Raw genomic sequence first — 14111 nt, forward strand, 5'->3', positions numbered from 1 at the left:
AAGTACTGGCTGTTTAATATACAGGATGGATCAGCCTGTGTTGCGAAGGCCTGCTGCTACACCGTTTATGGTAAGCAGTGCTTCCATTAATAATTCGTCATAATGTTCACTTTCTTCACCTTCTGCACGTAATTGTGAGACAAGCTGCACTTGTAATAAGTTTAACGGATCTACTAGTGGATTACGTAGTCTTACCGAGTCCTTAATGTTAGAGCGATTATCCAACAATTCATCTTGTCCGGTAATTTTAAGAACAATGTCTTTTGTAACTTGATATTCTTCTTTAATTGCACCGAAAATGCGGGAGCTGATTTCTTTATCTTCCATCATATCCGCATAGCCCTGAGCTGTATTAATATCTGCTTTAGTTAGTGCCATTTGCAGATTATTAATAGTTGCATGGAAGAATGGCCATTGCTGATACATCTTCTGCAGTAATTCCAGGTTTCCTGTCTGATCAATATATTGTTTGAAGCCTGTACCGGCTGCATACCAAGCTGGCAATAATTGACGGCTCTGTGTCCATGCGAATACCCATGGAATGGCGCGTAAGTCTTCAAATCGATTGCTGCCTTTACGTTTCATTGGACGAGAACCGATATTTAAGTCGCCAAGTTCATGTAAAGGTGTCGCTTCGTTAAAGTACTGAATAAATCCTGGATCTTCAAATACAAGGGACTGATACTTTTTCAGTGCGTATTCTGAGATAGTACTCATAGCTTCCACTTCTTCTTGGACCGGAACCATATTTTCATGGTCATCGTTAAGTCCCATAATACCTGTTAGTAAAGTAGATGTAGCCTGCTCAAGACTGCGGTAAGCAATATCTTCTAATAAATAGCGGGAAGACAATACTTCACCTTGCTCGGTAATTTTTACACCATCACCTAACGTAACCGCTGGTTGTGAGAGTAGACTTGAGTAAAGAGGTCCACCACCACGGCCGAGTGATCCGCCACGTCCATGGAAGTATTTTAATTTAACCCCATAGCTTGAGGCAATATCATGAATTTCTTGTTGTGCTTGATACAATTCCCAGTTAGCCGTAATATTTCCGCCGTCTTTACTGCTGTCAGAATAACCAAGCATGATCTCTTGCAAGTCACCACGAGCTTCTAAGTGTTTGCGATACAGCGGAATGTTAAATAATTTTTTAATCATTTCCGGACCGTTCTTGAGATCATCGATTGTTTCAAGAAGGGGAGCAACATGAATTCTGCTGACAACTCTTCCATCAGGATGAACACGATATAGTCCTGCTTCTTTAGCAAGTACTAATACTTCTAATAAGTCACTCACATTATCTGTCATACTAATTAAATACACTTCAATAGCACGAAGTCCGAACGTCTCCTGTGCTCTGTTAATCATACGGAATGTATCGATGACTTCGAGCGTTTCTGGTGTGAATTCATCATAAATAGAGATCATCGGACGAGGATTCTCTAGAGTTGATGTTAATATATTTACTTTTTCCTCTTCATCCAGAGAATTATACTCTTTGACAATGTCTACTTTTTCAAAAATTTCAGTCAACGCAGATTCATGTTCGCCACTGTGATTACGTATATCAAGTGAGGCAAGGTGGAAACCGAATAAATCAACTTGACGAATCACTTTACGTAATAATTTAACAGGGTTATGTGTCGGATGGTGAACCTTCATGCTTTCACGGATCAGGTATAAATCTGCCAGTAACTCTTCTGATTTTGCATAACCTAGGTCATGATCTTGTTCCGTATAGTCTAATTTCTTAAGCATTAATGATAATTTTACCCGGTACACTTCGTCTTCTTTGTGCCAGCCATTATACTGTAAAGCTTGCTGATCCTTTAAAATCGATTCTCTTAGATCTTCGCTGATTTCAATCTTAGAAACAGAATGACTGAGTCTGTCTTTTAATGTTTCTAATGACTCTTTATATTTTTTAAGTACTAATGCACGATGGTTTTTTAATGTTTCAAAAGTTGTCGTAGCTTTTACATTCGGGTTACCATCACGATCCCCGCCGATCCATGAACCAAATCGAAGGAAAGAAGGTATTTTCCAGCGATGTTTATAGCGTTCGTACAGTAAATCCTCTAAATCGTCATGAATTTTTGGTAAAACATCAAAAAGAACCCTATCAAAATAGTAGAGGCCATTCGAAACTTCTTTCATGACAGATGGTTTCTTTTGTCTGATTTCTTGCGTTTGCCATAAGAACGTAATTTCATTTGCAATTCGTTCCTGAAGCATTTTCTTTTCGTAACGTGTATAAGAATAGTCCCACTGTGTTAACAGGCGAGCAATTCGTTTGTGAATTTGCAGAATAGTTCGTCTCGTAGCCTCTGTTGGGTGGGCAGTCATAATAAGTTCTAGCGATAATTTCTCTAATAAGTCGGTAATTTGTTCAGGAGTTACATTGTTATCAATTAAAGTCTTTACCCCTGCTTCAAGCGAGCCAGGTTGAATAATATTCGTGTCCTGTGCCTGATATTCACGACGTCTTCTTGATCTGTAATTTTGCTCAGCGATATTAAGTAAGTGTAAGTGAATGGAAAATGCGCGAATAACCATTTTTCGTAACTCAGGCTCTAATTCACTGATTTTTTCTTTAATTTTGTTTTGTGTTGTCGTATCTTGTTTGTCTCTAGATTCGGTAGATAGTACACGTATCTCTTTTACTGTGTTTAGTAGTGCCTCTCCACCTTCGTGTAATAATACATCGTCCAGGATTTTCGATAAGTAGTCAGCGTCTTTCATTAATGAAATATTAGATTTCTCCTCAAAGCTTGTTGCCATTGTATCCCACTTCCTTTCAAGTTTTCATTCAACAATGATGTTACGTTTTAAGTATTAAGTTCATAATGTTGTGCATCTGAATTGTCTTCAGTAGATAAATTGGCTGGAATTGGTTAGAGGACTTGATTTGAGCATATGAAATGCACGATTCATATAATTGCACTACAAAATAAATGAAAATACGACATAAAATAGACACATCTATTATCATAACATGTTTTTCAGAAAATGAGTAATAATTTTTCTTTATTATCTTAATTATCTGAAAATCAAACTAAAAAAAGTAGAATAGTTGTGTACCATTCTCTATTAAGTTTATGCTAAATAATAGATATTCGCAAATGTTCAGTAGACAGGGGTGGAAGGCATGGAGCTGCAAGGGGTTTTGCCAGCAGTGCGAAAAATGAAAGATTTTGAAGTTTTGTTAAAAAATGACGAGCAGTCTTTAATTATCTTATTGGAAACAAGAATAGCACAATTACCACAACTGGTTCATTATGCTAAAAAGAGAGGAAAGCGTGTTTTGGTCCACGCTGATCTTATTAATGGATTGAAGGTTGATCAATATGGCATGGAATTTCTTGTGCGCCAGATCAAAGTAGATGGTATCGTTTCCACCAGAGCTAGCGTGATTGCTTTGGCTAAGAAAAATGGTATTGTAGCCATTCAAAGATTGTTTGCTATTGATAGTTCTGCAGTTACTAAAAATATTGCGTTAATAACAAAGTCGAAACCTGATTATATCGAAGTGTTACCAGGTATAATCCCATCGGTAATCAGTGAAATAGCAGAGGAAACAAAAATCCCAGTTATAGCAGGAGGATTAATCAAAACGGAAGAGGAGATTGCCAGCGCTATGCAAAGTGGAGCGGTCGCTGTTACGACATCTCGCCGGTCTTTATGGTGAGGTACATTCCATAAAATGTTTGACGTATGTCAAAAGATTCGATATGCTTATACACACAAGTTAAAAAACGTGTCGGAGAATTGGAGTCCACACAGCACTTATTCGTATCAAGAGTTTACTCGTGATACGTCAGTCGCTGTGTGGATTTTTTTGTTAGGTAAGAAAGCATAAAATGATAAGTTGTCGTATCGCTTTCTAACCTGAACAGCCATGTCCAGCTGCAGCGCCAAGAAACTAGGCGACTTCCTGCATCGCCCTTATGCCCTTGGGCGAAAGTCATCATCAGCATCACTTGCTCACCGTGATTCCTTTATCTCAGTTGATGCCGTCCAGTCGCTACGTTTCTAAACGGTCGCTTGCGCTTTTCTTATTTTTCGGCAAAAAGTGCATCTATGCGTCAAAATATGGGTATAGATTACTAACATACTGTGAAGGAGTGTTAGAATGTCTGAGTTTCTAGCAGAATTAATCGGAACCATGATCTTAATTATACTAGGTGGTGGCGTAGTCGGCGGTGTGTCGCTAAAGAAATCGAAAGCAGAAGGAGGCGGATGGATTGTCGTTACACTAGGATGGGGACTTGGTGTAGCAATGGGGGTGTATGCAGTTGGAAGCGTATCCGATGCTCACATTAACCCGGCGGTAACTTTAGGATTTGCCAGTATCGGAGAATTTCCTTGGGAAAAAGTGCCGATGTATATTTTAGCCCAAATGATTGGTGCCATTATTGGTGGTGTTATTGTCTTCTTTCAATACCTGCCACATTGGAAAGAAACGGATGATCCAGCAGCAAAATTATCCGTTTTTGCAACGGATCCTGCGATAAAAAGTGCGCCTGCGAACCTAGTTAGTGAAATGATCGGGACATTTGTCTTAGTAATGGGTTTGCTGTTCATTGGTGCAAACGATTTTACGGAAGGGCTAAATCCAGCAATTGTCGGGCTGCTGATTGTTGCAATCGGTTTATCCCTAGGTGGACCGACGGGTTATGCCATTAATCCGGCTCGTGATTTAGGACCAAGAATTGCACATGCTTTTTTACCGATTATCGGAAAAGGAGATTCCAATTGGAAATATGCCGCAATACCGGTACTAGGGCCAATCATTGGTGGTGTCTATGGAGCTGTTTTTTATAAAGCATTTTTTGAAGGCGATTTTACACCATTGTTTTGGATAATGTCTTTAGTGGTACTAATACTACTAGGAGTAGCATTAGCCGACGAACAAAAAAAACAACATACGCAATTGGCAGTATCTAAGCAGTCTTCTCAAGAAACAAGCTATACAAATCATTAATTTAGAGGAGGATAAAGATGGAGAAATATATTTTATCAATTGATCAGGGAACAACTAGTTCAAGAGCGATTATTTTTAATCAAGAAGGAGAAATTGTAGAGGTAGGACAGCGTGAGTTTGAACAATTTTTTCAGAAATCAGGCTGGGTAGAGCACGATGCAAATGAAATCTGGACTTCTGTATTGGCGTGTATTTCTGAAGCATTAAGAAAAGCTGATATTGAGGCATCACAAATTGCAGGTATTGGCATTACCAATCAACGCGAAACAACAGTGGTTTGGGATAAGAAAACGGGGAAGCCTATCTATAAAGCAGTTGTATGGCAGTCGCGACAAACGGAAGGTATTTGCCGCGAATTAAGAGAAGCTGGTCACCAGGATACTTTTCGTCAAAAGACCGGATTACTAATAGACGCTTATTTTTCCGGTACGAAAGTGAAATGGATTTTAGACAACGTGGATGGAGCCAGAGAAAAAGCAGACAATGGAGAGTTGTTATTCGGAACAATTGACACGTGGTTAATTTATAAATTAACAGGTGGTAACGAGCATGTAACGGATTATTCCAATGCTTCACGTACGCTTATGTATAACATATACGACCTTAAATGGGATGATGAATTGTTGGATATTCTCGGTGTACCTAAGAGCATGCTTCCTGAGGTGAAATCTTCTTCTGAGGTGTATGGGGAAACAGTGGATTATCATTTCTTTGGTCAGAACGTACCAATCGCTGGGGCAGCTGGTGATCAGCAGGCAGCATTGTTTGGTCAGGCCATCTTTGAAAAAGGAATGGTAAAAAATACTTATGGAACCGGGTGTTTTATGCTGATGCATACCGGTGAAGAGCCCGTTCGCTCTAACAATGGTTTATTAACCACATTAGCATGTGGAGTAGATGGAAAAGTAGAATATGCACTTGAAGGTAGTATTTTTGTTGCCGGTTCAGCTGTTCAATGGTTACGTGATGGCTTAAGAATGTTTCATTCATCCAAAGACTCGGAAAAATATGCGTCACGAGTGGAATCAGCAGAAGGGGTATATATGGTGCCAGCTTTCGTAGGGCTTGGAACTCCGTACTGGGACAGTGATGCGCGTGGAGCGGCATTTGGCTTAACACGTGGAACGAAGAAAGAACATTTTATTCGTGCGACATTAGAATCAATTGCTTATCAGACAAAGGACGTTCTTAAAGCAATGATAGAAGATTCTGATCTAGACGTGACATCATTACGTGTAGATGGTGGTGCAGTAGCCAATGATTTTCTTATGCAATTTCAAAGTGACATATTAGACGTACCTGTGGAAAGACCAGAAGTGATTGAAACGACTGCATTAGGTGCAGCCTACTTAGCAGGGCTAGCTGTCGGTTACTGGGATGACAGAGAAGCAATCAAAACACAATGGGATGTAAATAAACGGTTCGAACCGAATATGAAGAACGAAGAAAGAGAAAAATTATATACAGGCTGGAAAAAAGCAGTAGAAGCAACAAGAGTATTCAAATAATCTTAATCAATTCAATTTTTTGGGGGCGAAATCTATGACTTTTTCAAGTAAACAACGAACAGAAATGTACCAAGAGATGAAAAAAGAACAATTGGACATGGTCGTTATTGGTGGAGGTATCACTGGTGCAGGAATTGCATTGGACGCAGTCATGCGCGGGCTGAAAGTAGCTGTCGTAGAAATGCAGGATTTTGCGGCAGGTACCTCGAGCCGCTCCACTAAGCTAGTACATGGTGGGTTGCGTTATTTAAAACAATTTGAAGTGAAGATGGTAGCTGAAGTTGGAAAAGAGCGTGAAATTGTATACGAAAATGGTCCACATGTTACGGTTCCTGAATGGATGATGTTGCCATTTTATGATCAAGGAACATTTGGTCCGTTTTCCACTAATATCGGATTACGGGTTTATGATTTTCTCGCAGGTGTCAAGAAATCAGAGCGCCGCAAAATGTTAAACAGTCAGGAAGCAATCAAACGCGAACCACTCTTGAAAGAAAATGGCTTAAAAGGTGCCGGTTATTATGTAGAGTATCGTACAGATGATGCTCGTTTAACGATGGAAGTCATGAAAAAAGCGGTGGAGAAAGGTGCTCTATCGATCAATTATACCAAGGTGACGGAATTACTTTATGAGCACGGCAAGGTTACTGGTGTAGAAGTAACAGATCAATTGACTGATGAGACACATGAACTTGATGCAAAATATATCGTGAACGCCGCTGGTCCATGGGTAGATACAATCCGTGAGAAAGATCAGTCTAAGAAGGGCAAAACGTTACAATTAACAAAAGGGATTCACCTTGTATTCGATCATTCACGCTTTCCATTAGAACAAGCGATCTACTTCGATACACCTGATGGCCGGATGGTGTTTGCTATTCCACGTGATGGAAAAGCCTATGTTGGTACGACAGATACGGTGTATGAAGGTAATATTGCACATCCAACAATGACGGAGGCAGACCGTGATTATGTCTTAAATGCAATTGATTTCATGTTCCCTGATTTGAAGATAACGGCGGATGATGTCGAATCAAGCTGGTCTGGTTTACGTCCATTGATTCATGAAGAGGGCAAAGACCCGTCTGAGATTTCACGTAAAGATGAGATTTTTGAATCAGATTCAGGCCTTATTTCTATTGCAGGTGGTAAGTTAACCGGGTACCGAAAAATGGCTGAACATGTTGTGAATGTTATTCATGATAAAATGGTAGAAGCTGAACGTAAAGTGTTTTATCCAAGTGATACGAAAAAATTGCCGATCTCTGGCGGTGATGTTGGAGGCTCTGCAGGATTCAAACAATTTAAGGAAGAACAAATTCCAAAAGGTGTAGAACTTGGCCTGACGACGGAAGAAGCGGAAATGCTCGTCCAACGCTATGGTTCAAATGTTGAGACAGTATTTGATTATTATCAGCAAGCAGTGAAAAATCCTGGTGAACTGGGAGCCTTAACAAGTGCTATGCTTACCTACAGTTTAGAACACGAAGCGGCATGTAAACCGGTTGACTTTTTCATTCGCAGAACAGGTGCGTTGTTCTTTGATATTAATTGGGTACAACAAGAAAAGGATGCTGTGATAAAAGAAATGGAACAGCAATTAGGATGGACAGCATTACAAACGACAGAGTATACAAAGGAATTAGATCAACTGCTCTATGAAGCCGTACATCCAAAAACGTCGTGAGGCATTAGTCTCGCGGCTTTTTTCTCCTTTTGTATCGAATTGCACATGATATATTTGGAATATTTGCTCATTTTTGTTTACGATAGAACTATACGATGTGAAGAGGTGATCTGTTTTGAAGAAAGTGATAAATCATACGGATGCAGTAGTGGAAGAAATGCTTGATGGATTTGTGAAAGCTCATAGTAACACCTTGAAACGATTACCGGATACAACTGTAGTGGTGAGGAAAGATGCTCCGGTATCCGGAAAAGTAGGCATTGTCAGTGGTGGCGGAAGCGGGCATGAGCCAGCCCATGCTGGTTATGTAGGTAAGGGTATGCTCGATGCCGCTGTTGCAGGAGAAGTTTTTACATCTCCGACACCAGATCAAGTATTAGAAGCCATCAAGGCTGTTGATAGTGGAGAAGGCGTCTTGCTCATTATTAAGAACTATACAGGTGATGTGATGAACTTTGATATGGCGGCAGAATTGGCGGAGGCAGAAGGAATTACAGTTGAGAAAGTAATCGTAAATGATGATGTAGCCGTGGAGGACAGTACGTTTACCTCTGGCAGAAGAGGAATTGCCGGAACAGTCTTTGTTCATAAAGTAGCTGGGGCAGTTGCAGATACAAATGCCCCATTATCGGAAGTGAAAGCAGCTGCAGAAAATGTAAAGAATAATGTGCGTTCCATGGGTGTTGCGTTATCACCATGTACCGTCCCAGCTTCAGGAAAACCAAGCTTTACACTGGAAGAAGATGAAATGGAAATAGGTACTGGTATCCATGGAGAACCAGGAATAGAACGTGTACCACTCCAGTCAGCAGATCGTATTGCACATACGCTTTTGGAAAAAATTCTGGCAGATCATGATTATGATAATAGTGAAGTTGCTGTTATGATCAACGGAATGGGCGCTACACCTGAGATGGAGCTCTATATCGTGTATCGGCAAGTTGCTGGATTACTAAAGGAAAGAGGAATTACGATTTATGCAAACTGGGTTGGTGAATACATGACATCTCTAGAGATGGCTGGATTCTCTATTACTGTTTTAAAAGTGGACGATCAGATTAAATCCGCATTGTCAGCAAAAACAGATGCACCAGCTTTTTGATTAAAATGATGTTTCAAGAAGGAGAATGTAATGATGATATTGACGGTGGAAAAGACAAAACAATGGATGAAAGAAATTCATAAAAGAATGGAAACGAACAAAGAACAATTAACCGCCTTAGATCAGGCAATCGGTGATGGAGATCATGGAATTAACATGGCACGGGGCTTCGGTGAAGTAGTGGCAAAAATTGATGGTACAGAATATGATTCAGTCGCAGATGTATTAAAATCTGCAGCGATGACATTAACAGCTAAAGTTGGAGGTGCCTCCGGTCCACTTTATGGCACAGCTTTTTTGAAAATGGCAACAGCATTGCAAGGGCAAGAAGTAAATCAACAAAATCTTAAAGCTGCAACAGATCAGGCATTGGAGGGGATAAAAATGCGTGGCAATGCCGAATTTGGAGAAAAAACGTTATATGATGTATGGTATCAGGTGGCTGAATTCCTAGGTAGCGAAAAAGTAGAAGATTGGCAGGAAATGCTCGAGGTATGTCAGGCAACGATTGAAGATACACGTGAGCTGAAGGCGACTAAAGGCAGGGCTTCTTATTTAAATGAGCGCTCCCGTGGGCACGTAGATCCCGGTTCTATGTCATCTTTTTATATTTTTGAAGCACTGGCAACGGTTATCGAAATGGAGGACTAAAAATGGCGGACAAAGTAGGACTTGTTATCATTTCTCACAGTAAGAAGATAGGAGAGGGTGTCTGCGACTTGATCAGTCAAGTCATCTCAGATGTTCCCATTGCTATTGCTGCAGGAACAGACGATGGAGAAATTGGAACAAGTATGGAGTTAATCGGTAAGGCAATTGAGGATGTGGATCAAGGGAAAGGTGTCATTCTTCTCTATGATTTGGGCAGTGCAAAAATGAATGCGGAAATGGCCATCGAATTTTCCGAACGTGACCAAATCAAACTTGCAAATCACGTTCCTTTAGTAGAAGGAGCATACATTGCCGCAGTCGAGGCTAATATGGGCTATTCTTTAGAGAAAATTATGAAGAGCCTAACGAAGCTTGAGTTAGAAGATATGTAATACAACTAAGTAAGACTTCAATCAGTGGGGGTATTACGGACGGTTAGCGCCGTGATAAAAGCCGGACATGACACGAATTTATGATAGCTACCATACGTGTCGAGTCCGGCTTTTGCTCTGCATAATTACCTCATGAAAGCGGAATTACAATATTTTAGTTTAGAAAATGAAAGTAAAGGTTCTTATAATGTAAGCGCCCAATAACGAAGTATCTATAAGAACCAATCATTCTCCTATACACTTATCTTAAGACAATTGTATAGGAGGTTTTGGATTGATTGTAAATGTAGAGGATGCGAAAAGATGTTATATCGTATGTGGTAAAACGGATATGCGCTATGGCATTGATTCATTAGCTTATACCGTCCAATCACAGTTTGACTTAGATCCATTCCAGGATGCTTTGTTTTTCTTTTGTGGGAACAAACAAGATCGCTTTAAAGCACTCTATTGGGATGGGGAGGGTTTTTGGTTACTGTATAAGCGGTTTGAGAACGGCCAATTAAAATGGCCTCGAACCATAAGAGAAGCGAGATCATTGACGGCCCAACAAGTGGATTGGTTACTGCGTGGTTTCGCTATAGATCCGCCGATAAAAGAGGCGTCTCACCGTGTCTTTTATTAACGTTTGGGTCGCCTTGTTCCCTTTCCTTTGATATACTATACGTATTAATCGAAAGAGGGAGAAACGTGTATGAGTTCCGTCGATGCTTTAACGCAAGTCATCCAAGCGCAAGCGAAACAAATAGACCAATTAACGGCTCAACTCGCTCATCAAGCGAATGAGTTGAAATTGTTGCGTGAACAAGCAGAGTACTTAACGCAAAAGCTATTTGGAAAGTCAAAAGAATCCATTCCCACAGATGATAACCAGCTTTCGTTATTTGACGCACCGGAAGCACCGGTACCCTTGGAAGAAGAAAAGGAAACCATTACATATCATCGAAAAAAGTCTAAAGGCAGAAAACAAGCTATTTTACATCAATTTTCGGAACATCCTGTTCATCATGAACTGGTTGGGGATGCTTGTGCATGCCCAACTTGTGAGACAACCATGAAAGAGATAGGAAGTTATCCCGTGCGAGAAGAACTGGTTTATATCCCAGCTCAGCTCAACCGGCATGTCCACTACCAACACGCCTATAAATGTGAGGGTTGTTCTCAAAAAGGAATGACAGATAAGATTGTCAAAGCGCCTGTTCCGAAAGCACCGATGGATAATAGCTTGGGTTCTGCCTCTATTATTGCTCAAACGATTCATCAGAAATTTTCGTTAAAAGTACCCGCGTACCGCCAGGAAGAGGATTGGCATCGGATGGGATTACCGATTACGCGACAACATATTACCAACTGGCATATCAAAGTCTCTCAATATTATTTAGAACCGTTTTATCAGGTATTGAAAGAAAAGCTGGTGGAACAAGATATCTTACATGCGGATGAAACCTCTTATCACGTATTGGAAAGTGATACAAAAAAGACGTACTACTGGACCTTTTTAAGTGGTAAACATAGCGAGCACCCCATCACCCTTTATCATCATGATGCAAGTCGGGGATCGCATGTCGCCAAAGACTTCCTCTCCCATTATAAGGGATATGTTCATTGTGATATGTGGTCCGCTTATCAAGCCTTAGAGGAGGCAGAATTAGCTGGCTGTTGGGCGCATGTACGCCGTAAATTCTGGGAAGCGATGCCGAAAGATTGTCCGGCCGATGCGGTAAGTCGACAAGGGGTAGAAGCTTGTGATCGGTTCTTTCGATATGAACGATCGTGGGAATCGCTATCACCGAACGATCGGCTGAAAAAGCGAGAAGAAGTCCTTCAACCAGAAATGGATAACTTCTTCGGTTGGTTGCGTGCACAACCCGTCCTCTCTGGCAGTAAATTAGGAACGGCCATTGAGTATGCACTGAAATATGAAGCTACTTTCCGCACTGTATTAAAAGATAATCGATTAGTGCTTGATAACAATCGAGCAGAACGTGCGATGAAAGCTTTCGTGACAGGTCGGAAAAATTGGTTGTTCAGCGCTACCTTTGAAGGAGCAAAGGCAGCAGCCGTTATCATGAGTCTCATCGAAACAGCGAAACAAAACAACCTGATTCCGGAAACCTATATTACATATTTACTTGAAGAACTACCAAACCTAGAGATCCTTGCCGATTCTGGGAAATTGGAAGCTTATTTGCCATGGCATCCGACAGTACAAGCTCGCTGCCAAAAAAATAGGAAACTGAAACGAAATGAACAGGAGCATACCCAACACATTCGCTAACCTATCTCAAGTCTAAGTTTAGCTCAGTGTTGGGTATTTTTCTATATACTTGAGTATTGGGCGCTTACCTTATAATATGGTTTATGCTCACTTTTTCTTTATATTTCGTAAAGTGATAGGGAGAATTAATGGAGTAATGCTCATTGACAAAGTATCAAAATGAGTGGATCCGGAAAAATAGTCTTTTCCGGATCGCATTAATACAATTAAAATTTGATAATTTCACCCGTTTGACTCCACTCCACGCCAAGGTCGTTCGGCAGGCAGAATTGGTCATAGCATTGTGTGAAAATGCTGTCTAGATTTTCGACGGTTGTTAATTTGCGATCTTCATGATACTCAATCACATCCTTAGGGAAATGAGGAATGTCCTTTACGGATTGATGCATGCCATAAATCGCGTTCACATGAGCACGGGCTGCTTCTGGGCCACATAAAATACTTTGCTGCTCGTTTTGTATCGCTTCTAACATAACCCCCAGTTTGGCATTATGTTTCTTCTCGGGATCATCATGATAAATTTTTTCTCTGCCGTCTTTCCATTTTACAATTATTTCATTTTCGCTCTCTTCAGGGTGATACGTAATCGTCGCATTTTCAAACTCCATCTGATATTTTGGCTCATGTTCATCTTCCACAGCATGGGTGGCTAAGTAAATCATTTCTACATTGTTTTTCGTATAAAGATGAACCGCACATGTATCAAATGTTTCGATCGGGTTAGCACGATATAACTCTGCTGATAATTGCTCGATTTCTGCGCTTGTCTCGATAGTATCTCCTGCTAAGTAGAGGAGGTGAAGAAGGAAATGAGCGGTGGCATTATTAGCCACACTGTCAAAAATCATTTCTCCATCTGGACTATATTTTTTGCCAGCCCAGCTTGAACGGTTGAAATAATCAGCATTTCTAGGCCACAGCACTACACTTTTCATGCGTAGCGGTTTTCCGAAATCACCGTCCAAAATGGCTTGTTTTAACTTTTGTATGGATTCAATAAAGCACCAGTTAAAACCGATAGCCAACCGCTTTCCTGTTCGATCTCTTGTATCAATCATTTCTTGCAAATGTGCTGGATTAGCTGTTGCTGGTTTTTCACACAGAACATGACTGCCCTTTTCCATGGCTAAACAAGCTTGCTGTTTATGTAAATGGATCGGTGTAGAAATGATAGCCAGATCTGCTTGATGCTCTTGATAGAATTGCTCCAAAGAATCATAGATTGGTATCTTTTTATCGATAATTTCCTGATGGTAATCAGACCGTTCGGGACTAACATCGACAACCCCTGCAACGAATGCGCTTTCAAATTCACCACTAAATAAATTGCGTAAATATACGTTTCCATATCCCCCTATACCAACTAATACAACAGAAATTTTTTGATTCATCATTGGATTCTCCTCACTTTTTCTATTCAACACTTTATAATATAATAGCAATATATCACAACTTCTTTTTTTTCGCAGTAAAAGCAAATTAAATTCTATAAAAAAGTGGAGCGGT

Annotated in this window: 11 protein-coding genes; 9 read left to right on the forward strand and 2 right to left on the reverse strand. The window is 40.4% G+C overall.

The window, feature by feature from the left end:
- Positions 1–30 precede the first annotated feature (30 nt).
- The gene (gene ppc / locus MUN87_RS20880; protein ID WP_244743753.1) at positions 31–2784 is read right to left on the reverse strand and encodes a phosphoenolpyruvate carboxylase; all 2754 of its coding nucleotides are present in this window, start codon (positions 2782–2784) and stop codon (positions 31–33) included.
- Positions 2785–3151: 367 nt separating this feature from the next.
- Between ppc and MUN87_RS20885 the strand changes: the two genes are divergently transcribed.
- From MUN87_RS20885 to tnpC, 9 genes are all read left to right on the forward strand, one after another.
- On the forward strand, positions 3152–3691 hold the full coding sequence (locus MUN87_RS20885; protein ID WP_244743754.1) for a glycerol-3-phosphate responsive antiterminator: 540 nt from the start codon (positions 3152–3154) through the stop codon (positions 3689–3691).
- Positions 3692–4135: 444 nt separating this feature from the next.
- Positions 4136–4987 (forward strand): MIP/aquaporin family protein, encoded by an 852-nt coding sequence (locus tag MUN87_RS20890; RefSeq protein ID WP_244743756.1) that lies wholly within the window; start codon positions 4136–4138, stop codon positions 4985–4987.
- A gap of 17 nt (positions 4988–5004) precedes the next feature.
- Positions 5005–6495 (forward strand): glycerol kinase GlpK, encoded by a 1491-nt coding sequence (glpK, locus tag MUN87_RS20895; protein ID WP_244743757.1) that lies wholly within the window; start codon positions 5005–5007, stop codon positions 6493–6495.
- A gap of 34 nt (positions 6496–6529) precedes the next feature.
- Positions 6530–8182 (forward strand): glycerol-3-phosphate dehydrogenase/oxidase, encoded by a 1653-nt coding sequence (locus MUN87_RS20900; protein WP_244743759.1) that lies wholly within the window; start codon positions 6530–6532, stop codon positions 8180–8182.
- A 115-nt stretch (positions 8183–8297) separates the two neighbouring features.
- Positions 8298–9284, forward strand: a complete 987-nt coding sequence (dhaK, locus tag MUN87_RS20905; protein ID WP_244743761.1) for a dihydroxyacetone kinase subunit DhaK — start codon at positions 8298–8300, stop codon at positions 9282–9284.
- A 30-nt stretch (positions 9285–9314) separates the two neighbouring features.
- Positions 9315–9935, forward strand: coding sequence for a dihydroxyacetone kinase subunit DhaL (gene dhaL, locus MUN87_RS20910; RefSeq protein WP_244743763.1), 621 nt, complete (start codon positions 9315–9317; stop codon positions 9933–9935).
- A gap of 2 nt (positions 9936–9937) precedes the next feature.
- The gene (gene dhaM, locus MUN87_RS20915) at positions 9938–10327 is read left to right on the forward strand and encodes a dihydroxyacetone kinase phosphoryl donor subunit DhaM (protein WP_244743765.1); all 390 of its coding nucleotides are present in this window, start codon (positions 9938–9940) and stop codon (positions 10325–10327) included.
- A 274-nt stretch (positions 10328–10601) separates the two neighbouring features.
- Positions 10602–10952 carry an IS66 family insertion sequence element accessory protein TnpB gene (tnpB, locus tag MUN87_RS20920; protein WP_244743766.1) on the forward strand — a complete coding sequence of 117 codons (351 nt, stop codon included), beginning with the start codon at positions 10602–10604 and terminating at the stop codon, positions 10950–10952.
- A 69-nt stretch (positions 10953–11021) separates the two neighbouring features.
- Complete coding sequence (tnpC, locus tag MUN87_RS20925; protein WP_244743768.1) at positions 11022–12605, forward strand: IS66 family transposase; 1584 nt, start codon at positions 11022–11024, stop codon at positions 12603–12605.
- A gap of 206 nt (positions 12606–12811) precedes the next feature.
- Here tnpC and MUN87_RS20930 read toward each other — a convergent pair whose 3' ends face one another.
- Complete coding sequence (locus MUN87_RS20930; RefSeq protein WP_244743769.1) at positions 12812–13999, reverse strand: Gfo/Idh/MocA family protein; 1188 nt, start codon at positions 13997–13999, stop codon at positions 12812–12814.
- Between the last annotated feature and the right edge of the window lie 112 nt (positions 14000–14111).

The sequence above is a fragment of the Gracilibacillus salinarum genome, from assembly GCF_022919575.1.
Taxonomy (GTDB): domain Bacteria; phylum Bacillota; class Bacilli; order Bacillales; family Amphibacillaceae; genus Gracilibacillus; species Gracilibacillus salinarum.